The 20,694-nt window shown below is 43.5% G+C and carries 21 protein-coding genes and 1 tRNA gene; 7 read left to right on the top strand and 15 right to left on the bottom strand.

Annotation, left to right across the window (positions count from 1 at the left end; all coding sequences use genetic code 11):
- Positions 1-49 precede the first annotated feature (49 nt).
- Positions 50-1,087, bottom strand: a complete 1,038-nt coding sequence (locus CI595_RS22695) for an SGNH/GDSL hydrolase family protein (protein WP_095175893.1) — start codon at positions 1,085-1,087, stop codon at positions 50-52.
- Between the two features lie 119 nt (positions 1,088-1,206).
- Here CI595_RS22695 and CI595_RS22690 point away from each other — a divergent pair, with 119 nt between their 5' ends.
- Complete coding sequence (locus tag CI595_RS22690) at positions 1,207-1,599, top strand: pyridoxamine 5'-phosphate oxidase family protein (protein WP_095175892.1); 393 nt, start codon at positions 1,207-1,209, stop codon at positions 1,597-1,599.
- A 225-nt stretch (positions 1,600-1,824) separates the two neighbouring features.
- Positions 1,825-1,898, top strand: a tRNA-Pro gene (locus CI595_RS22685).
- A gap of 165 nt (positions 1,899-2,063) precedes the next feature.
- On the opposite strand, the gene CI595_RS22680 is transcribed toward CI595_RS22685, so the two are convergent.
- On the bottom strand, positions 2,064-3,095 hold the full coding sequence (locus CI595_RS22680) for a uroporphyrinogen decarboxylase family protein (protein ID WP_162291956.1): 1,032 nt from the start codon (positions 3,093-3,095) through the stop codon (positions 2,064-2,066).
- A gap of 156 nt (positions 3,096-3,251) precedes the next feature.
- On the opposite strand from CI595_RS22680, the gene CI595_RS22675 reads away from it, so the two are divergent.
- The 4 genes from CI595_RS22675 to CI595_RS22660 all read left to right on the top strand — a co-directional run bounded on the left by CI595_RS22675 (position 3,252) and on the right by CI595_RS22660 (position 6,162).
- Entirely contained in the window at positions 3,252-4,688 is a 1,437-nt protein-coding gene (locus CI595_RS22675; RefSeq protein ID WP_162291955.1) for a helix-turn-helix domain-containing protein, read from the top strand.
- A gap of 92 nt (positions 4,689-4,780) precedes the next feature.
- A complete protein-coding gene (locus CI595_RS22670; RefSeq protein ID WP_095175889.1) occupies positions 4,781-4,960 on the top strand; it encodes a DUF6774 domain-containing protein in 180 nt (59 codons plus the stop codon).
- Positions 4,961-5,038: 78 nt separating this feature from the next.
- Positions 5,039-5,515, top strand: a complete 477-nt coding sequence (locus tag CI595_RS22665) for a TspO/MBR family protein (protein WP_095175888.1) — start codon at positions 5,039-5,041, stop codon at positions 5,513-5,515.
- Between the two features lie 5 nt (positions 5,516-5,520).
- Positions 5,521-6,162 (top strand): DUF3298 and DUF4163 domain-containing protein, encoded by a 642-nt coding sequence (locus CI595_RS22660; protein ID WP_095175887.1) that lies wholly within the window; start codon positions 5,521-5,523, stop codon positions 6,160-6,162.
- Positions 6,163-6,386: 224 nt separating this feature from the next.
- On the opposite strand, the gene CI595_RS22655 is transcribed toward CI595_RS22660, so the two are convergent.
- The 6 genes from CI595_RS22655 to leuC form a co-directional block, all read right to left on the bottom strand.
- Positions 6,387-6,860, bottom strand: a complete 474-nt coding sequence (locus CI595_RS22655; protein WP_095175886.1) for a hypothetical protein — start codon at positions 6,858-6,860, stop codon at positions 6,387-6,389.
- A 401-nt stretch (positions 6,861-7,261) separates the two neighbouring features.
- Positions 7,262-7,627, bottom strand: coding sequence for a PadR family transcriptional regulator (locus CI595_RS22645; protein WP_095175884.1), 366 nt, complete (start codon positions 7,625-7,627; stop codon positions 7,262-7,264).
- A gap of 749 nt (positions 7,628-8,376) precedes the next feature.
- Complete coding sequence (locus tag CI595_RS22640; RefSeq protein ID WP_095175883.1) at positions 8,377-8,724, bottom strand: sporulation initiation factor Spo0A C-terminal domain-containing protein; 348 nt, start codon at positions 8,722-8,724, stop codon at positions 8,377-8,379.
- Between the two features lie 433 nt (positions 8,725-9,157).
- Positions 9,158-9,622, bottom strand: coding sequence for an NUDIX domain-containing protein (locus tag CI595_RS22635; RefSeq protein WP_095175882.1), 465 nt, complete (start codon positions 9,620-9,622; stop codon positions 9,158-9,160).
- Positions 9,623-10,042: 420 nt separating this feature from the next.
- Complete coding sequence (gene leuD / locus CI595_RS22630) at positions 10,043-10,531, bottom strand: 3-isopropylmalate dehydratase small subunit (RefSeq protein WP_095175881.1); 489 nt, start codon at positions 10,529-10,531, stop codon at positions 10,043-10,045.
- Positions 10,532-10,545: 14 nt separating this feature from the next.
- Positions 10,546-11,814, bottom strand: a complete 1,269-nt coding sequence (gene leuC, locus CI595_RS22625; protein ID WP_095175880.1) for a 3-isopropylmalate dehydratase large subunit — start codon at positions 11,812-11,814, stop codon at positions 10,546-10,548.
- A gap of 211 nt (positions 11,815-12,025) precedes the next feature.
- On the opposite strand from leuC, the gene CI595_RS22620 reads away from it, so the two are divergent.
- Positions 12,026-12,922, top strand: coding sequence for a LysR family transcriptional regulator (locus CI595_RS22620; RefSeq protein ID WP_095175879.1), 897 nt, complete (start codon positions 12,026-12,028; stop codon positions 12,920-12,922).
- A 69-nt stretch (positions 12,923-12,991) separates the two neighbouring features.
- Here CI595_RS22620 and ilvC read toward each other — a convergent pair whose 3' ends face one another.
- The 7 genes from ilvC to nikE all read right to left on the bottom strand — a co-directional run bounded on the left by ilvC (position 12,992) and on the right by nikE (position 20,687).
- Positions 12,992-14,005 (bottom strand): ketol-acid reductoisomerase, encoded by a 1,014-nt coding sequence (gene ilvC, locus CI595_RS22615; RefSeq protein WP_095175878.1) that lies wholly within the window; start codon positions 14,003-14,005, stop codon positions 12,992-12,994.
- Positions 14,006-14,076: 71 nt separating this feature from the next.
- Positions 14,077-14,589, bottom strand: coding sequence for an acetolactate synthase small subunit (gene ilvN / locus CI595_RS22610; protein ID WP_095175877.1), 513 nt, complete (start codon positions 14,587-14,589; stop codon positions 14,077-14,079).
- A 344-nt stretch (positions 14,590-14,933) separates the two neighbouring features.
- Positions 14,934-16,094, bottom strand: coding sequence for a DHHW family protein (locus CI595_RS22605; RefSeq protein ID WP_095175876.1), 1,161 nt, complete (start codon positions 16,092-16,094; stop codon positions 14,934-14,936).
- 90 nt (positions 16,095-16,184) lie between these two features.
- Positions 16,185-17,576 (bottom strand): MBOAT family O-acyltransferase, encoded by a 1,392-nt coding sequence (locus tag CI595_RS22600; RefSeq protein WP_095175875.1) that lies wholly within the window; start codon positions 17,574-17,576, stop codon positions 16,185-16,187.
- A gap of 74 nt (positions 17,577-17,650) precedes the next feature.
- Complete coding sequence (locus tag CI595_RS22595) at positions 17,651-18,121, bottom strand: DUF4358 domain-containing protein (RefSeq protein WP_095175874.1); 471 nt, start codon at positions 18,119-18,121, stop codon at positions 17,651-17,653.
- 1 nt (position 18,122) lies between these two features.
- Entirely contained in the window at positions 18,123-18,902 is a 780-nt protein-coding gene (locus tag CI595_RS22590; RefSeq protein ID WP_095175873.1) for a GDSL-type esterase/lipase family protein, read from the bottom strand.
- Between the two features lie 174 nt (positions 18,903-19,076).
- Positions 19,077-20,687, bottom strand: a complete 1,611-nt coding sequence (nikE, locus tag CI595_RS22585; RefSeq protein WP_095175872.1) for a nickel ABC transporter ATP-binding protein NikE — start codon at positions 20,685-20,687, stop codon at positions 19,077-19,079.
- Positions 20,688-20,694 lie beyond the last annotated feature (7 nt).

The raw sequence follows: 20,694 nt of genomic DNA, 5'->3' as shown, positions 1-20,694 counted from the left end.
GCTCGTTGCTGTTGTGATAAAGTTACGATACCATTCCTTGCAGAAAATGTCAAGAGATAAACACATGTATTTTTTCAATGACTTTCCTTGCTATCCTGTAAAATCCCAGGTCATTGGGATGAATCCCATCCACAGTACAGCATTCCCTTGACTCCTCCCCAAACAGCTCTGCGCCATCCAGGAAGTTTACTATATATCCTTTCTTTCTGCACTTTAAAACAGTCTCCTGTATGATCTGCCTGCGCTCTCTGCTCCGGTTCTCATCAGACCTGAACTCCGGATTTGGCCTTGAGATAACCAGCACCGGAAGTTTGGGATTGCGGGAAAGAATACATTCCAGAAACGGTCCATGCGTCGCTTTTAGAAACGCAGCATCCGGGGCGTTGTAGTCGTAATCATAGATCAGACACTTTGCCGGCAGTCCGGATATGTACCGGGCAATGGGCAAATCCCCTTTTGCATTGCCCGAAAATCCCAGGCAGTACATCTCAGCGTCCATCCATCTGGTCACAAGAGCAGGATAGGCATTGGAAGTTCTGGAGGCACAGCCGCCCTGTGTAATGGAAGAACCATAAAAGATAACCGGTTCGTCTATTTCATGCTTCAATGGTTTCCAAATACAGGCGTTCTCTTTGATTCCAACAGTAAAATCCCGCACACCGTTATAGAGGGGCAGATATACGTCTATTTCCGCTTTTCCATCTGAAAGGGGTATTTCTCCCTTTACGGCATGCTCTCCCGGTTCTGCCCTGAAGGTGGCGGCGTAGCTGCCGTTTACAAACACATCCATCCCCGCACTTCCGGTGAGGGGCATATGAGACATCATAAAATCCGGTTCCAGTAATTCCATACACAAACCCAAGATATTTGTATCTGTCTGAAAACGCAGGACCGCTCCGCTGGTGTGATAGGCAAGTGCTGTGAGCTCCGGCCTGTTTATTTCTTCCAGCACATAATCGGGAAGACGCTGCCAGGTATTCGGCAGCACTCCCTCAATCTCCGCCTCGGTATCTGTTATCTTCAGGTAGGTTAATGATGCTTCTGACTGCACCTGTTTAAAATTGCTGTCCAAATCTTCTATCTTCAATAATTTCTCCTCCTGCTGTATCCTTTAAATAATGAATAATGCTTTCTTTTTCAAATGCATTTGCTATAATACTAGTATAGGCGCAAAGTAATGTCAATCTTACAAAGGAGGTCTGTTTTATGCAGGAAATTTATGATTTTCTAAAGAAATGCGGGACGTATTATCTGGCAACCACAGAGGGCGGCCAGCCAAGGGTTCGTCCTTTTGGAACTGTGGACATATTTGAAGGCAGACTTTACATCCAGACTGGTAAAGTAAAAGATGTCTCCAAACAAATGCTTGCAAATCCCCAAATTGAAATCTGCGCATTTGACGGCGGACACTGGCTGCGCATCACAGCTACTGCGGTACCGGATGACAGAGTGGAAGCACAAAAACATATGCTGGACGGTTACCCTGACTTACAAGCCATGTATAAGCCAGGCGACGGAAATACGCAGGTGTTCTATCTGAAAGACGCTGTGGCTACGTTTGCCTCGTTTACGGATGAGCCAAGGGTGATCCATTTCTAAGATGGTTATCCGTATTTTTGTATTATCCAGATTGGAGGACTGCAGATGGGGAATCTGCGGTCCTTTGTCCAGGAAACTGCAGGGGTAACTGTTCTGTAACGGCTCAGAAAGCCCGGGCAAAATGTGCGGTTTTTCCCTTAAATACTATGTGAATAAAAAAAATTAAACTTTTTTTCTATTTTTTCTTGCATTTTCCAAAAATTCTGTTATAATTAATAATCGTTACGGGGTATGGCGTAGCTTGGTAGCGCGCACGGCTGGGGGCCGTGAGGTCGCAGGTTCAAATCCTGTTGCCCCGATTAAAATGTGAATGCTGGAGGTCGCAGTTATGCGGTCATCCAGCATTTTTTGTGCTCTACCTGTTTCTTTAAAGCTGTCTGAAGGCGCCTATCATAAATCAGTTTGTATATGTCCAGCATAAAATCAAGGGCAGCAGCTTGCCCGCCCTTGATTTCTTCGTTCCTTTATCGGTTTTGGGGATTTGTATAAAACTGCATCCCGTAGGAAAAATGCTCCTCCAAAAATGGCTCTACGAACTCAAATGTCCCGCCAATGGGGTAAATCACATAACTCCCGCCGGGTGCCAGGGAATCAATCACTCGGCGGTATTCCTTTTTAACAGCTTCCGGGGAAACGCCCGGCACGTCCAGAACATTCATGTTGTCAAAACCGCCGCAAAATGTTATTTTATCTCCGTATTTCCTCTTTAGTTCCGGTGTATTTTTATTACATGCCTGAAAGGTATCAATAGCGTCACAGCCAATTTCCACCAAATCGGGAACTATCGGCTCAATAAAGCCGCAACTGTGGTGCTGATAGAGCATTCCCGCGTTGTGACAGGCCTCCACTATCCTTGCCAGTTCCGGTTTGATCAGACTGCGCCATAGAACCGGGGACATGAACATACGGTCATTACTGCCATAGTCATCATGTGCATTCAGAATATCTATATCATAATATTTTCCTATTTTCTTAAAGTATTCTATCTTCCAGTCTGCCATAGCATGGAAAAAATCTTTGCAGGAATCAGGATCCTCAATCAGTTCCATCAGCGCATTTTCAAATCCCATACACGCGTGCATACGCTCAAACATACCGTTTATAACCATACACACCCTCGCCTTGTCATCATCATATATGGACTTTCCATCCGCTCTGGGATGCAGGCCGTAACCCATAGCAAACGCCAGTATGTCAGAGTGAACATCAATATCCGCCTGTTTTTCCCAGTCAATAGCTTCCAGATCCGGGAACTTCATGTGATCCTTCCAGTCTGCTATATCTGTAAAAAAATACTTGCCCGGTGTTGGAAGGCAGGCATGGATATTGTCTTCATAGGTCCAGTGGCATCCCCAATAATCTTCCCCCTGTGAAAGGCCCGTATACCTCTCCATCTGAGGACAGGCCTGAATCAAAGCGATATCTGTAAAAAAGCAGGGAATATAAGCCGGTGTCTTGTGTTGATATGCCAAAAGGCAGTTCTCTCTCTTTGTCATAATAAAACCTCCCATATCAAAAACCATTTACTAATTTCTTCTTCATTATATGTATTTTCTGCAATACAAGCTATGTATGATGTGCTAAAATGAAGGATGAAAAAGTCTTTTATGATTTGTACGAAAAGTACAAAGAAAAAATCAGGAGGTGCCGCAATGAAACTGTCCATGTGGATACTGGCCGACTGGCTGAAAAAATACAATCCCCAGATTAAGGTTAAAGATGGCAGACGTACCCTGAGAAATGTCCGCCTGCTCTCAGAAAATGTGAGAATGGAATCTATGGATGTCTATATGGGAGCCATGAAAAATTTTGTGGACGGAAACAGCAGTCAGGTCATCTGTGTCCAGGGGCATGACATGATACTTTTAGATACTGAGGACACGGAACAGATTTTCAATGAAATTCTGGACGCTTTTGACTACTACAACAGTTGGTCGGACAGACTGAGAGAAATGGTCCGAAACGGGGCATCCCTGGATGATCTGCTTGCATCCAGCTATGAGATTTTCGGCCAGAAGCTGATCATCACGGATCCCGGTTATCTGGCTATTGCCTATACAGATTTGGAAAGCGGCCTGCCAAACAAAAATATAGATGCCATGAAACAGACCGGAATCATGCCTCTGAAAACCATTCTGGCAGTCAACAGCGATCCCCGGATCCGCGAGAAAAATCCCCATTCCTACATAATGGATTATTGTGAATTAGGTGTGCCCTGCATCTGCAGAAATCTTTTTTCCAGAAACCATCACATCGGCTGGGTTCTGGTGATCCTGGACAAACATCCTGTGACAGAAGGGACAAGACATTTGCTGGATGAACTGGGGAATATTATAGAATACTGGTCAGATATGCATGAAGACCGGCTCCAGCTTTTATCATATACTGACATTTTTCAGAAAATACTTTCCGGTGAGGAGAAAGATAAAAGACAACAGGATACCCGGCTTCGTTCTATCGGCTGGTACCCTGAAGACGAAAAGCAGATATACATCTTAAATAGCTCCCATACAGGTGCCAATATGCAGGATTTTTTTCATCATAAACTGGAACGCCTTGCTGACGGGTGTTTCGCCATTTGCTGGCAGAACAAAACAGCATTAATCGTAAACAGAAAAATCGTTCTGTACCAGGATTTTCTGCTAAAACTGAAAGATTTTATGCTCCAGACAAAAACTTACTGCGGAACAAGTCCTGATTTCACAGATATACTGAGCCTTCAGGAATATTTCAAAATGGCTGAAATATCTGCTGCCTATGGCGATAAAACCCCCGGCTGCATCAATGCCTTTGAATCCTGTGCTGTCTCCTATGCAATGGAACTGATACGGAATCATGCCCATGTAACCATTTCCCATCCCGCGCTATCGGTGCTGGGCCGATATGACTGCAAAAACCATACAGAACTCAAAAGTACCCTGAAAGAATATCTGAACTGTGAACGCAATTATGTAAAAACCGCAGCCCGTCTGTATATCCACAGAAATTCCCTTCTATACAGGCTGAAACGCATCGAAGAACTGACAGGCATTGACCTGGACAATGAGGAGATCCGTCTGCACTTGATTCTCTCCTACCGGTTTGAATAGAGCGTACAGCGGTCCTGATGGTCATCAAAGGAAGATTTAGATTTAACACCTTACAGTGGTTCCTGCATAATAATAAACCAGAGGTGATAAATATGAATTCCTGTGAACTTGTAGCTTTTGTATCTTCCGTAGCCTGTGCTCTTTCCAGCAACTGCACGGAGGAGGAATTAGCTATTATGGCTGCTGTTTTTTCTCAGCTTGGCGATACACTGGACACAATCCTTGTCCACAAAGAAATCTGCTGCAGTGATAAAATAAAGAAAACGGATTAGCGCTCAAACAGTTCTCATAAGTGGTCAAAAAACTGCATAGTATTAAGTAATTGCCGGTATATGGGGTACATTACGGACATGAACAAAAATAACAGAAGCGCTTTGGTGATTTCCATTCTTCTTCCACTCGCCATTGGGTCTTTGTCCACACTGATCAGCGGAAACAGGTCTATGTATTTTTTGATAAATAAGCCCGCACTAAGTCCTCCGACTTTTATTTTTCCTATTGTATGGACAATACTTTATATTTTGATGGGCATATCTTCCTATATCGTTTATGAATCAAATTCATCGGGTAAATCCAGTGCCCTTAAAACATATGCCATACAATTGCTTTTTAACTTCTTCTGGAGCATCATTTTCTTTGGCTTATCACAATACTTCTTTGCTTTTTTATGGCTGCTGGTGTTGATCATACTTATTGCTGTTATGGTTTATCAGTTCTATAAGATCAGCCCTGCTGCTGCCTATTTACAAATACCTTATTTTGTCTGGTGTATATTTGCGGCATATCTAAATTTTATGATATATATTATGAATAAATCAGCGGGGTGATCACGATGCAGACAATCACTACAAATACCTTAACCGATACCATGTACTATAAAGAGATACCGGTATTCACATATAAGATCAATTATCCTTCCTTTACCACAACATGCAGTGATGATGCCAGTGAATCCATAAACCAACATTATACCCAACTGGCACAGAAGACCGAAGAATACGGCAGGAAAGTGCTCTACACACAGGCAGCAGCAGACGCAGAATACCCCCAAAGCCCCCGGCCATTTCCCATTTACACTCTTGATGTTGTTTATCAGATCACTTATAATGCAGGATGCATCGTCAGTTTATATATGGATACATATACCTATGCGGGCGGGGCGCACGGCCAAACAATACGCACTTCCGACACCTGGGACTTTAACACAGGAAAATCATTACGTCTCACAGACTTCTATCCTCTTACCCCCGTCTCCTTGTATCAGCTTCAAAAATCTATGGAGGAACAGGTCGCAGAAAGACTAAAAGCAAATCCAGGTATATATTTTGAAGATTATAGAGCGCTTCTGCAAGATACCTTTAACGTGAATAGTTTTTATATACAGCCAGGAATGATAGTCATCTATTATCAGCAGTATGATATAGCGCCTTATTCTACGGGATTGCCCGAATTTTATATTCCGGTTAACTTTTAACTACTAACGAACGAATAGCTTACCTGGCTTCTCCTGTAAGCTTCCCACCCTGTAACCGGATGATTCGCTGGCAGCACGCAGCTACTAAAGAACTTTGTGTGACAATAATTACCGCCATTCAATTTTCTTCAGACGCAGGAATAATCCTATGATTTCCCCGGTAGACTGAATATAATAATAGGGTAGTTGAGAATTTTCTCAACTACCCTATCTCTTTATCTGTTCTAATATAAAGAACCATTAACACTGCAAGAAAGATTGACAGTCTCATTTACTCTTTCAACAACTGCATTTCCAAAATAATGTGTCCCTGTCGCTTTGGCTGTTGCAATATTACCGCTATAGCTTGAAGAACGATTAGAAATCCCCCAATAACTACTATAAGAATCTGCAGATACAGAAGCACCAGTACACCTCACACTACTGCCTGTGTATGTAAACGATCCTGTTACTTTTACATACCATAAAGCAACATCATCGCTATTATAATATGTCGATGTTTTTGAACCTGATTTTGAATTACTAGCATATGATGCAATTGGATATTCAGAAATGACGGTTTCTATATAATCACCATTTTCTAAATACTGTCTTTCCACGTTAACAGTATCCACGGGTGCTGCGGAAACCAAAAGTGCTTGTGAACAAAGCAACATTACACCTAGCATAATTCCTAAAACCTTTTTAATTTTACTCATTAATATTTTCCTCCTCGACAAAAATTATTTTTTTGTTAATTGTAGCGTTTGTACTCTCTTTATATATTCTATAATAAAACAAGCCCCAAATAAGACAACTGCAAATGCAAGCAACTATTATCCCAACTTTCATCCAACCCCTGAAATGTTTTTTATTAATACAGGATATAAGATAATCTTCATCTTTTGATCCAACATACTCGCAAAAGGTCTCTTCTGGTGATCCAAACTCTTCAATCAATCCCTCGTATGTACATCCCGGATGTTCTTTGACGTATTGAAACAAATTAAACCTAAAATCCTTCAAAAATTTTCCGTCCATATAATTGATATTCAAAAATAATTCTCGTAATATTTTATAGTACTTTTGCGCACAATTATTCCTTTGTAATGACGCCATATTAAATAATATCCCTTTGCTCCAATTTTTTTTCTTCACCTGTATAAGCCAAGACAACCTTTACCGCCTCTGCAAATTCAGCATAATCCATCAACAATCTATTCAATTCTTCCTTACCCGCATCCTCTAAATGATAATATATGCGTTCCGGACGGTCTCCCACCCTGCGTCTATAGTCGGATACACATCCTTTCTTTTCTAATTTATTAAGCGCAGTATACATAGACCCTTCAGCCACTACTATCACTCCATCAGATAACTTCTTCATAGTCTGGGAAATCTGGTAACCATAGCAATCTCCTTCAGATATGATTTTAAGAAGCAATAACTCCATTACACCTTTTCTAAAGTTGTCACTGTTTCCCATCAAATCACCCTCTCTCTCTATTATTATTGAAAAATATACGTTCCTTACTTTCTTTCACTCTCCTTTCACTGTCTTTTTATCCCTCTTAATGTTAAATAAAACCATTTTAAACTATATAAAATAATACTCTTATCTTTTTACCTCTGATCCCTATTCTGTAGCTAGTGCCTTTATCCCCTGCCTTTCACTGAGCATGTATGTTATCTGAACGCAATTTTTTAAAATGATCGTATTATAACAGATTACAATTATTTCGTTTTTGTAATAGCTCACTTTTTATGTAATAATATTAACACTATATTCCATATTATTCAAGTATTTTTGTTAATATTTTACATTTTTTACAATTTCTTATCTGCTCATTAAACATTGTAAAATGCATATTCATCATGACTATTTCCATTTTATCTTCATTCTGATTTTTTATCTTAGAATTTCAATTGTTTCCACATCAGGCCCCCTGCATCTTAATCCGATTGCTATAATTTCTTTATAACAGATAGCAATTATGGTAATCATTACGCAACAACAAGCGATATAACAGCAATACTATGCATATTATTATTTTGCTTCTCTACAAATATATACTCATGCCCCTATACTCTGTTTGTCTAGAATCTCATAATTACGACCATTCCTTATCCGGGTGCAGCTCATCTCCTGATACAAGCATCCCCCGCCCAATGTCTATATTTCTGACTGATGGAAGCGGGGGAATAACACATTATACTGACACCTGAGCAATCAGTTTATACAAATTTATCTTTCCCAGTGGCATCGTTCTTGAGTATCCAATAAGCTACAAAATCAAAAAACTGACCATTACTCGGGCAAATCTCCAATTCTTTTCCGGCAATCTCTTCCATAAACGCCCGGTTATTTTCCCAGCACTTTTCAATTACAGTCCGTATGTTTCTCTCCACCCTCTTATACGGGATACCATGCCGCTGGGCAAGTACCGGATAGATGTCTTTCGTTATTTTAAGACAACATCCGTAATTCTCTTTGGCAATCTGGATTGCCTCTGGCAAAAGATAATATCCCTTGTATCGGGATGTAATATTAAATTTTCTAATGAGCTCAATTTCTGTGTTCATAAAGCTCCTCCTCTTTCGTGTTATAATTCATTATCATAAAACATTTATGAGGATTTGTAATGATTTCTACAAAATACTACAAATTATCATTTTATTCGGTTGTATTCGCTTTATTGTTCTATAATTTATGACATCACAAAGAAGCGCTCAGTTTTTGGGCGCCAAAAATCATCTATATTATTAAATTATAGTTCTAAGTTAAGGTGAGGTTTTATAATATGAGATATTATATTGTGATACTTTTATATAAGGTTATGAGGGATTGGTATTTGAGGTATTATGTCACATTCTATATCGTCTTGTCAATATTTATTATACGGATGAAACATATTTTTTCATATACAGTCAATATATTGATATTACCAATCCCACATACCGGATAAAATTAAATACCTATCTTTAAAAGCTAAGCTAATTCCATTCCGAGACCAAATCAGTCATTAAAATGCTTGATATAATACAATAAAATATCCTGATGCGTCTCTGCAATAGTCAGATCAGACAACTCATTCCTTCCAAAAAAGCGCAGTTCTCTGGACTCTTCACTGCATTTCAACTCCTTTAAATCCTTTACGAAAACCTCATATACCGCTGTGATAATACGCACAATATTTCCGTCAGGGTAAGCTGCTATTCTGTAGGGATAAGAAAATATATCCAGTAGTTTTAAATCTTCCGCGATCAGGCCCGTCTCTTCTCTGACTTCTCTTTGTACACACTCTTCCAGTGATTCTTCCATCTTCAATCCGCCGCCGATGAAAGCCCATCTTTCAGAATCTGCCCGGCGTTCCAGAAGCACCTTTTCGCTATTTCTTATAATACCTACTGCCCCCATATGTATGGGCCGATTAGGTTTTGGAGTATCCGGAGAATTATAAAATTTTGTCTGTTTTTTCATATTCGTGATCCCTTTCCCCTGCAGCGTTTGGATGTGTCTGTCAGCCGCCCGTAAACGCACCCCTGAGATTTATCTCACTCATAAGATCCCATACCTGATACATGCAGAACTGCCGAAATCAAACAGCAGAAAGCTAGAAAACTAGAAATCTAAAAAGCTAGAAAGCTAGAAATCCATAAATCCATGAATCTATAAATCTATAAATCTATAAATCTATAAATCTATAAATCTATATAAAATAATATCAAATTTCCGCTAATATAACAACCTGACACCTGATTTCCGTCAAACTAAAACCCGCAGTATCCTGAGCGCGAACCTTGTCTGTCGTCTGTCATTCAAAAAGCCAGGACGTCAGCGGACAAAAAACGGCCCATTCTGCTCTTTTTCCGCAAAATGAACCGTTCTTTAACCAGCCTCTTACTGCTGGCTGTTAATATAGTTGATCAGACCTTCAGCCTTAATGATCTTCTGCATGAATTCAGGGAATGCCTGGCCTTGGAAGCTGGTTCCCTTGGTCTTATTGGTAATGATCCCGCTGTCGAAGTCCACTTCCACTTCGTCACCTGCCTCGATATTCTGTGCCGCTTCCGGACATTCAATGATAGGCAGACCGATATTGATGGAGTTGCGGTAGAAAATTCGGGCAAATGTCTCAGCAATGACACAGCTTACACCTGCTGCCTTGATAGCGATGGGTGCGTGTTCACGGGAAGAACCGCAGCCGAAGTTCTTGTTTGCCACAATGATATCGCCTTTATTTACTTTATTCACAAATTCCTTGTCAATGTCTTCCATACAATGCTGTGCCAATTCTGCCGGATCAGAAGAATTCAGATATCTTGCCGGAATGATGACATCCGTATCTACATTGTCGCCGTATTTAAAAACTGTTCCGTTTGCTTTCATGTCTTCCTTCCCTCCTATAATCCAAGTTCTTCCGGTACGGAAATTTTACCGGTTACCGCACTTGCCGCAGCTATAGCCGGGCTTGCCAGATACACTTCAGAATCCACGTGTCCCATACGTCCCACAAAGTTTCTGTTTGTAGTGGAGATGCAACGTTCTCCCTCTGCCAGGATCCCCATGTATCCGCCCAGGCATGGTCCGCAGGTAGGTGTGCTGACAACAGCACCTGCTTCAATAAAGATCTTCAAAAGCCCTTCCTCCATTGCCTGCAGATAGATATTCTGCGTTGCCGGAATGATGATGCAGCGCACGCCTTTTTTCACCTTTCGGCCGTTTAAAATCTCTGCTGCACAGCGAAGGTCTTCAATTCTGCCGTTGGTACAGGAACCGATCACAGACTGGTCAATCACAACATCCTCTGCGATCTCATCCATTGTCTTTGTATTTTCCGGCAAATGCGGGAATGCGATGGTCGGTTTCAGCTGGCTCAGATCAATGGTATATTCTTCATCGTAAACCGCATCCACATCTGCCTCATAAACTTTATACGGACGTTTGGAATGTTCTTTCATATATTCCTCAGTCAGCTCATCAACCGGGAAAATTCCGTTCTTTCCGCCTGCTTCGATCGCCATGTTAGCGATGGTGAAGCGGTCATCCATGCTCAGGTTTTTGATGCCTTCTCCCACAAATTCCATGGATTTGTAGAGAGCGCCATCCACGCCGATCATACCGATGATATGTAAGATCACATCTTTTCCGCTGACCCATTTGGCTGGTTTGCCCACTATATGGAAACGGATGGCTGACGGCACTTTAAACCATGCTTTTCCTGTAGCCATGCCTGCCGCCATATCTGTACTTCCCACACCTGTGGAGAAAGCACCCAGCGCGCCATAAGTACATGTATGGGAGTCTGCTCCGATCACTACATCCCCTGCCACTGTCAGACCTTTTTCAGGAAGCAGTGCATGTTCTATGCCCATCTCACCAACATCAAAATAATTGGTGATCTCATTCTTACATGCAAATTCACGCACGCATTTGCAGTGTTCTGCTGATTTGATATCCTTATTCGGAATAAAGTGGTCCATAACCAGCGCAATTTTATCTTTATCAAATACGTTCTTAACAGTCATTTTATCCATCTCGTGAATTGCTACAGGAGATGTAATATCATTACCCAGTACCAAATCAAGATCAGCCTCTATCAACTGTCCGGCTTCCACTTTGTCAAGACCGGCTGCTGCAGCCAGAATTTTCTGTGTCATTGTCATTCCCATGGGTATTCCTCCTTGATCTCTTAATTTGTAACTGTTCCGTAGTTTCACAGTTACCTTGATTTCATCTATTGCTATCATAGCATATCTTTTGTTATAATAGAAATACATATTAAATATATCTACCATAACTCCAATTTATATAGTTACCGGTCACAGAGAAGACCGAAACAATATTTGGAGCCAAATGCCAAAACAGAAATGAGGTTTTACAATGGAGCAAAACTTATCCCTGTACCGCGTTTTCTATACAGTAGCCAACGCAGGTAATATTTCCAAAGCCGCCGAGCAGCTCTACATCAGCCAGCCGGCCATCAGTAAATCTATCCGCAAGCTGGAGCAGAGCCTGGATGTCACTTTATTTTCCAGAAACTCCAGAGGTGTCCAGCTCACGGAAGAAGGTGAGATCCTCTACGACTATGTGCAGAAAGCGTTCTATTCCCTGCAGATGGGGGAATCCCGCATTAAAAAAATAAATGACCTAGGAATCGGACATTTACATATCGGTGTCAGCACCACACTCTGCAAATACATGCTGCTGCCTTATCTGCAGGAGTTTATCAAACTGCACCCTCACGTAAAGATCACCATTGAATGTCAGTCCACCAACCACACTCTGCAGCTTTTGAAGGAAAATAAGATCGACCTGGGTCTTATCGGGGAGCCGGAGCGGCTTCACCATATCCATTTTGATTCCCTTGGAGAGATAGAGGATATTTTCGTCAGCACCAGTTCCTATCTGGATAATCTCTCCCTGCGCACCAACCACAAGGACGATATCTTCCACACAGCCACCTTAATGCTGCTGGACAAGGAAAATATGACCCGGCAGTATATAGATGACTACCTCTCCATGCATCACATTGAGACAAACAATCTGCTGGAAGTATCCACCATGGATCTGTTGATCGAATTTGCCAAGATTGGTTTGGGCGTGGCCTGCGTCATCCGCCAGTTCGTGGAAAAAGAGCTGAACGACAAAACCCTAGTGGAAATCCCTCTTCCTTTCCCCATCCACAAGCGGAATATCGGCTTCGCTTTCCTGGATAACCTGCAGCAGACCACAGCAGTAAAAGATTTTATTGATTTTTACAACAGTAAGCGGCCGTAAACGGCTGTCAAAGCCTGTTCATACAAAACCGCCGGGAAAAGGAATTCTCCTGTTCCCGGCGGACCTTTTTTAGTTCTCGATCAGTTTGCCTGTATCGTTCCAGCTGTATAATTTACGCAGCTCTGCTCCGACTTCCTCTAACTGATGCTCTGTTTCTCTTCTTCTCATAGCGCCGAAGTGCATGCAGCCTGTCTGGTTCTCGGAAATCCAGTCTTTTGCAAAAGTACCATCCTGGATATCGGACAGGACTTTCTTCATGGCTTTCTTTGTTTCATCTGTGATGATCTTAGGTCCGGTGATGTAGTCGCCATACTCAGCAGTATTGGAGATAGAATAACGCATGCCCTGGAATCCGCTTTCGTAAATCAGGTCAACGATCAATTTCATCTCATGGATACATTCAAAGTAAGCATTCTCCGGTGCATAGCCTGCTTCCACTAATGTCTCGAATCCGGCTTTCATCAGTGCACATACACCGCCGCAGAGAACTGCCTGCTCACCGAACAGGTCTGTCTCAGTCTCAACTTTGAAAGTAGTCTCCAGAACACCTGCTCTTGCTCCGCCCAGTGCTGCAGCGTAAGCCAATGCTCTGTCTTTTGCTTTTCCTGTGTAATCCTGCTGTACAGCTACCAGACACGGAACACCTTTTCCTACCTGATATTCACTTCTTACGGTATGACCCGGTCCTTTCGGAGCGATCATGGTAACGTCGATGTTTGCCGGCGGTTTGATCTGTCCGAAATGGATAGCAAAGCCGTGTGCGAACATGAGCATATTGCCCTCTTCCAAGTTCGGCTCAACGTCATTTTTGTACATAGCTGCCTGTTTCTCATCGTTGATCAGAATCATGATGACATCAGCCTGTTTTGCAGCTTCTGCTGCTGTATAAACTTTTAATCCCTGTGCCTCTGCTTTTGCCCAGGATTTGCTGCCTTCATAAAGTCCGACAATAACATCCACACCTGATTCTTTTAAGTTCAGAGCATGTGCATGTCCCTGGCTGCCGTAACCGATGATCGCAACTTTCTTGCCTTCCAAAAGTGCCATGTTGCAATCTTCCTGATAATAAATCTTTACTGCCATTTTAATTTCCTCCTAGCATATTGTTTTATCTTAGGGAATAAAAAATCATTCTCTAGCTAACGTATGTAAAATTACTCTTCGTCTTCCTCCAAGTAGAAGACATCATCAATACCTCTGGAAAGTCCGGTGATACCCGTTCTTGCCAGCTCCAGAATCTCATAGCCTTCCAGCAGGTCAATAAACGCTTCCAGTTTTGACTTGGTACCGGTAAGCTCGATAATCATGGATTCCTTGCCCACATCAATAATATTGGCACGGAAAATATCCACTATAGAAGAAATACCCGGTCTCTGCTCCGGCTCCACACGGACCTTCACCAGAATCAGTTCTCTGTTGACACTCTGTCCATCCTTCAATACCTTTACTGTGAGTACATCTTCAAGCTTTTCCACCTGCTTGGTGATCTGTTCCAGAATCAGTTCATCCCCGCTGCAGACGACGGTCATACGGGAATAATTCGGATCCGTTGTAATGCCTACGGAAAGACTGTCGATATTATAACCGCGTCGGCTGAACAGGCCGGAGACCCGGCTCAGAACACCGGCCGTATTTTCAACCAGAATAGATAAAATTCTTTTGTTCATACAGCACCTTCTCCCATGCTCTCCCGTTTTCACGGAACAGCTTAACTTTTCTTGTAATTCTATCAACTATTCAAATTTTTGTCAATGCATTTAAAGCGTTATAACTAAATAGTATGTAAATCATAACTGAAAGCTATATCTGCTAAAACCCTATATTTGAACGTATCTCCTGTCCATGAAAGGGAAGAAAGGTTACTGTTCACTCCATTCCGGTAACACGCTTCGCGATGCACAGATATGGAGCATTCTGCCCCATATCGCGCTGGCTGCCTCGGGATTTTCATGCTTCCGGCATGAAAACGCTTCCCGGTACAGTGGCCTGAAAACAGAGACGAAAAAGATTCTCAGCCGCCTTTGAGAACCATCTGTAAAGAAGTGTCGGAAAAGAACGTATTCGCATTGTACAGATATAAGACTTCCTGTATTTCCTCCACCTGCATCAGCTCCTCCAGATCCCCGTAATAATACCTTGGGTCCACCACTACGATCTTCCTGTACTGGGACGCCAGAAAGGGCAGATAACAGTTGGCATAGGAATCCTTCAGAACTAAAAGCTTCTTTTCTGACTGTGTCGGTGTCTCTATGCGGATGAGCGGATGGTTGCCGCCCAGAAAGCAGGCATATCCGTCTCTTGTATCCAGTTTTTCCGTATCATAAAAACTGGCTGTTTTTTTCTGCTCCTCCACATAATTGACAACAGAGGAAACCGTACCGTCTTTTGGAAGATATACTTCCAGTTCCTCCTTCTCCCCTGAACGAAAGCCGCTCTTTGCGGACAATGTACCCTGAAACTCTCCCGTAACAGGCAGTGCCTCAAACTTTACCTCTGTCCCTTTATAGTCCATCGTCTCCCCGGCCTCCAAAAACGCCAGGTACGCAGCTTCCGTGGTCCAGTGGTGGTCTGTTCTGTAATACAATTTTTTCTCTCTGTTCTTTTCCAGGACACCGCGCATGTCCAAAAATGTGATTCCCTGCCCCTCCAAATTTTTTCCAAGGGCATCCAGATACTTTCCCTGATCTGCAGCCGGGGCAAATGCAGGCAGCTTGTCAGAGAGAATTTCCACCGCATTTGGCACTACCATGGCATACTGTTTTATATCTTTATGTTCAGCAGCGAAATCTCCCATAGCTTTACAGGTTTCCTTCAGATTTTTTTCATCCGGCTCTGTGAAACCTTCGATCAGATATCCGTCCTTTCCCAGAAATACTCCGTTGGACTCCACTTTTCCGGTCAGACGGTCAACCCCGGCTTTTATCTCGATCCACATATCCCGCAGCAGAAACTGGTCACTGAAATAAGTCTCAAATTTCTCCTCATATCTGCCGGATACGATCTGTCCTGCATTTATCACGGGTGCTTTTTCCAACATTCGGTTTTCTTTCTCAGAAAAAGTCCTGTCTTTTGCGATCAGGCTTCCCAGAAAGAAAAAGGCAATGACTGCTGTAAAAACCCAGCCGGTTATAATTGCAGCCCTCCTGTGTAAAGTTTTATTTTTTTCATTCATGTATTACTCCGTTCTTCCGCTGCATCACACACGCGGAATTTCTCAAATTGTCACTGAAAGATCACGGTTCTCACAAAGCAGACCGTTACATTAAAAACGCAGATATAAAAACGGATGGTAAGAGCTGTAGACAAGACAGGCTGTACCCAAAAGGAATAATACTCCATAAAGCACCGCAGAACCCACTGTCGAATTTTGAAACCGGCTCTCCACAAATCGGTATAGTCCGGGTCCGCAGGCCGGTATACACAAAAGAAAGATCAGCAGATTCGTCTTCAGATAATACCATGTAGTCCCATCGGCAAATCCCGAAGCTCCCATTCCCACCAGCCGTTTCAGATAAATTCCTGCTTCCCCCAGTGAGTTGTGCGAGAACAGCATCCAGCCCACCATAACAAAGAGCATGGTATAGATCCTGGACATCCATGCGGGCAGTTTTTCCAGTCTGCTGCCCAGCAAATATTTTTCTGCAATCAGCAAAACCCCATAGTAAAGCCCCCATACCGGGAAATTCATGGACGCCCCATGCCACATCCCTGTGAGACACCACACAATGAGGATGTTACGGATATGTTTTCCCCTTCCCACCCGATTGCCGCCCAGAGGGATATAGATGTAATCCCGGAACCAGCTTCCCAGAGAAACATGCCACCTCCTCCAGAATTCTGTGATACTCTTTGAGGTATACGGATAGTCAAAGTTCTCCTTAACGGTAAATCCCAGCATCCTGCTGATTCCGATGGCCATATCAGAGTAACCGGAAAAATCAAAATAAATTTCCAAAGTAAAGGCAAACATGCCAATCCACGCAGTGAGCACAGTGATATCTCCCGCCCGGGCACTGATGTCTCCATATAAAGAAGCCAGTGTGTCAGCCAGCAGCACTTTTTTTGCCAGCCCCAGAATAAATCTCCTGGCACCATAACCAAGCTGCAGGGCATTCACCCTTCTTTTTTTCATCTGTTCCTTCATATCCTTATAACGCACAATAGGACCGGCGGTCATGACAGGGAAAAACACTGCATAGGCAGCAAAATCCGTAAATTTTTTCTCCGCTTCCAATCTGCCGTAATAGATATCAAAAAGGTAAGATATATTTTTAAACGTATAAAATGACAGCCCAATGGGAAGCGCCAGCTCTCTGACAGCGATCTGTGTATGCAGAAGGCTGTTTACCATCCCTGCTGCCGGTCCAAAATATTTAAAAAAGCAGAGCAGAAACACATCTACTGCTGCGGCAAATATAAGGTCCATTTTCCGGTGCCGTTTGTCCTGTACCGCGTTTTGGATCTGCAGTCCCATGATATAGTGGAAAACTGCTGAAAATATCAGCAGAACAAGATAAACCGGGTCTCCCCAGGCATAAAAAACCAGGCTGGCCGCCACAAGGAAAAGGTTTCTCCCTGCAGCAGGCAGCAGGTAGTATATCAGCAGTACTACCGGTAAAAATGCAAATATAAAAAACAAACTGTTCAGCAACATATATACTCTCCCCTATCCAGACACCGCCCGGAAATTTCTTCACGCGGCCCAAAGTCTCCGTCTTGACCTGTCCACTATCTGATCAAATCTAAAAATTCCTTTTTCCACTGCTGCGCATACTTCCCCGATGCATACAGCACATAACTGCCCCTTGTCTCCACTGCAGCCTCTGACAGAAGGGCCGTCTGGGACACCCCATATCCCTCAAAACTCTTCTTCTGCTCCTCCAGATGTACTTCTGCCCTGTCCAGTACCTCTTCCGCTCCTTGAGGGCTGTCTGCTTTTACAACCAGAAACTCATCCACAGACATGGGAGATTCCGCCTTATAAAAGAAATATCCTTCCAGATTTTTTGCCTCCAGTCCATAGAACCTGCGAAGCTCCCTTGCTCCGCATTTCTCCATGGTGGTAATGGTCTCGTCCTGCTCCATCTTAGCTGCTATTTCATCTATGGGAATGTCCTTTGCCCAGCCCCTTGTGCATAAAAAGCCAAGGTAAAGCGCCAAAAACACAAGGGTTCCCGCTTTCACCAATTTTATCTTCATTTTATAATCCTGCCGTATCCGCCAGATAGGACAGCCATGCCGGATAATAACTCTTGATCACATGGATGCCGTCTGGCTCATATATTCCGTCTTTGCCTTCTATCAGAAACGAACAGTCCACGTAGGTGTACCCGTCCTCCTGGCACATGGCCTGGAGCGCCTCATTAAACTGCCCGCAGTACGCATAACTGGGGGTCTCTTTTACTGCCTCTTTCGTTGCCGGAAGAATACTGTTGATGTAGACAGCCGCATCCGGAAGCCCTGCTTTCAGCCGTGCGATCTGCCGCCTGTATGCTTCAATGAACTTTTGGCTGTCCCCCTCACAGATTTCCATATCATTGGTTCCGAAAACAAAGAACACTGCAGTTGGGCGCAGTAAGACCGCAGTATCCACCAGGTCATCTGCCTGGCCTACACTGAGCCCCCTTTTGTAGAGAACCACATCGGTATCCAGAAACCCGTATTCCACTATGGATTCGGAAAAGGAATCCCCCAGTATTACCGCATTTTGAAACGCTCTTTTTAACTCTACCGTATCCCGCACTTCTTTCCGGCTGCCGCTTTGTTCATCCTGGCCTTCCAGATCTTTTAGAGCATTTTCCGTCTCCGAGATATCTGCTTTTTCCAGCGCAGCTACGGTCTTTCTGTTTTTTTCATAAGGAGTTTCTTCGGCATTTTCCGCCTTTTTGAAGATAACAACAACAGCAATGATGATCATCAGCACCACTGCCAAGAAAACCCATAAACGGGTTTCAGATATGTACGCTTTGATTTTTTTCATTTTTCCCTTCAATTCCTATGTCCTTTTTCCCCTATTCGACAGATTCCCCGATTCCTGTCGTTTAATAAATTATAGACGTTAAAAACTGAAAGTTCAAGGTGAATATCCCATCTTTTTTATATTTAAAAAAGCTGTCACAAAATCGCCTGATTTTTGTAACAGCTTCCCAATATGTTATGTTCCCTGTTCCATCATAATGATCCTGTCGCTGACGTGCATGACCATAGGAAGGTCATGGGCGATCAGCATAATGGTCAGATGATGTTTCTCCTGCAGCTTTTTGAACAGATGCATGATCTGTGCCTGAATGGAAATATCCAGGGATGAAATAGGCTCATCCGCCACAATAAACTCCGGTTCCACAGACAATGCCCTGGCAATGGCTGCCCTCTGCCGCTGTCCTCCTGACACGTCGTAAGGGTGACGCCCGGCAAGGGCAGGGTCCAGCTCCACTTGTTCCATTAAGGAATATACCTGGCTGCGCAGTTCCTGTCTGCCTTTGCACAGTTTTTGTATCCGAAGCGGTTCCCCGATGATCTCCTCCAGCGTCATATGTGGATTAAAGGCAGAGGAACTATCCTGGAAGATCATCTGTCTTCGATAAATACGGGCAGTATCCCCATGATAGAGAATTTGTCCCCCGTCCGGCTCATAAAGGCCCACGATACATCTTGCAAGGGTGGATTTTCCACAGCCGGAAGGACCTGCCACCCCCACGATCTCGCCTCTGTATATATCCAGGGAAAAATCATCAAGAACACGGGATACCGTATGTCTGTCCAACCGGAAATTTTTGGATAAGTGCTGGATCTCCATAAGTTTTTCCGGTTCCGGCTCCTGAACCAACACCACCTGATCATCCCGGACCGACTTCTCCTCTACTTTTGTGACCGGATGGGAAATATCCCCCTCCAGACGGGGATGCATATGGTCATGGGTACCCCCGTGGGTATGAGGTGTCCCGTTGTGGAAATGTATCTTTCCATGGGTATGCCCAATGCCTTTCCCGTAATTCCGGTATCCCAGCAGTTTTATGGTATAAGAATTCTGTGCATGCTGAAAAATATCGCTGACACTGCCGCTCTCCACGATTTCACCCTGATACATCACATAAACCCTGTCCGCCACATTTTCCACCAGCCCCAGGTCGTGGGTGATAAACAGGATGGCAACCCCTGTCTCTTTTCTTATCTTTGCCAAAAGCTCCATGATCTGCTGCTGGGTATCCACATCCAATGCAGTGGTAGGCTCATCTGCCAGCAAAAGACCCGGTCTGCAGGCAAGGGCTATGGCAATGGCCGCCCTCTGCCGCATACCGCCGGAAAACTGGTGGGGATACTGGGAGAAGCGCTTTTCACAATGGTCAAACCCGGTGAGTTCTAAAAGTTCCAGCGTTCTGGCTTTTGCCTCTTTTTTGGATAGCTTTTCATGAAGGAGAATGGTCTCCATGATCTGTTTTCCGATGGAAATCGTGGGGTTAAGGGACAGGTAAGGGTCCTGGAACACCATGGAAATTTCCTTGCCGCGGAATTTCTGCATCTGCTTTTCCGTATATTCTAAAATATTGCTGCCCCGGTACAAAATCTCACCGTTTTCCACGCGTGTCTTCTCCCCGAGCAGTTGTAATATGGTTTTGCACAGTACGGTTTTTCCCGAACCGGATTCCCCTACAAGTGCTGCCATCTCGCCCTTATCAAGACGGAGGTTTACCTGCCTTGCAGCCCGGGTCCCCTCCTTGTCCTGAAAGGTAACGGACAGGCCGCGGATTTCCAATAATGTCTCCATAATAATC

This window comes from Blautia hominis (assembly GCA_002270465.1).
Taxonomy (GTDB): Bacteria; Bacillota; Clostridia; order Lachnospirales; family Lachnospiraceae; genus Blautia; species Blautia hominis.
Note: the sequence above shows the minus strand (reverse complement) of the source record. Positions and strands in the feature narration are given on the sequence as shown.

Coding starts and splice junctions, on each gene's coding strand:
- CI595_RS22675 (WP_162291955.1), top strand. CDS start 3,252: ATGAAACTGTCCATGTGGATACTGGCCGACTGGCTGAAAAAATACAAT.
- leuC (WP_095175880.1), bottom strand. CDS start 11,814: ATGGGAATGACAATGACACAGAAAATTCTGGCTGCAGCAGCCGGTCTT.
- CI595_RS22605 (WP_095175876.1), bottom strand. CDS start 16,094: ATGAATGAAAAAAATAAAACTTTACACAGGAGGGCTGCAATTATAACC.
- CI595_RS22620 (WP_095175879.1), top strand. CDS start 12,026: ATGGAGCAAAACTTATCCCTGTACCGCGTTTTCTATACAGTAGCCAAC.
- CI595_RS22645 (WP_095175884.1), bottom strand. CDS start 7,627: ATGGGAAACAGTGACAACTTTAGAAAAGGTGTAATGGAGTTATTGCTT.
- CI595_RS22690 (WP_095175892.1), top strand. CDS start 1,207: ATGCAGGAAATTTATGATTTTCTAAAGAAATGCGGGACGTATTATCTG.
- ilvN (WP_095175877.1), bottom strand. CDS start 14,589: ATGAACAAAAGAATTTTATCTATTCTGGTTGAAAATACGGCCGGTGTT.
- CI595_RS22635 (WP_095175882.1), bottom strand. CDS start 9,622: ATGAAAAAACAGACAAAATTTTATAATTCTCCGGATACTCCAAAACCT.
- CI595_RS22665 (WP_095175888.1), top strand. CDS start 5,039: ATGAACAAAAATAACAGAAGCGCTTTGGTGATTTCCATTCTTCTTCCA.
- ilvC (WP_095175878.1), bottom strand. CDS start 14,005: ATGGCAGTAAAGATTTATTATCAGGAAGATTGCAACATGGCACTTTTG.
- CI595_RS22640 (WP_095175883.1), bottom strand. CDS start 8,724: ATGAACACAGAAATTGAGCTCATTAGAAAATTTAATATTACATCCCGA.
- CI595_RS22590 (WP_095175873.1), bottom strand. CDS start 18,902: ATGAAAAAAATCAAAGCGTACATATCTGAAACCCGTTTATGGGTTTTC.
- CI595_RS22655 (WP_095175886.1), bottom strand. CDS start 6,860: ATGAGTAAAATTAAAAAGGTTTTAGGAATTATGCTAGGTGTAATGTTG.
- nikE (WP_095175872.1), bottom strand. CDS start 20,687: ATGGAGACATTATTGGAAATCCGCGGCCTGTCCGTTACCTTTCAGGAC.
- CI595_RS22680 (WP_162291956.1), bottom strand. CDS start 3,095: ATGACAAAGAGAGAGAACTGCCTTTTGGCATATCAACACAAGACACCG.
- CI595_RS22660 (WP_095175887.1), top strand. CDS start 5,521: ATGCAGACAATCACTACAAATACCTTAACCGATACCATGTACTATAAA.
- leuD (WP_095175881.1), bottom strand. CDS start 10,531: ATGAAAGCAAACGGAACAGTTTTTAAATACGGCGACAATGTAGATACG.
- CI595_RS22600 (WP_095175875.1), bottom strand. CDS start 17,576: ATGTTGCTGAACAGTTTGTTTTTTATATTTGCATTTTTACCGGTAGTA.
- CI595_RS22670 (WP_095175889.1), top strand. CDS start 4,781: ATGAATTCCTGTGAACTTGTAGCTTTTGTATCTTCCGTAGCCTGTGCT.
- CI595_RS22595 (WP_095175874.1), bottom strand. CDS start 18,121: ATGAAGATAAAATTGGTGAAAGCGGGAACCCTTGTGTTTTTGGCGCTT.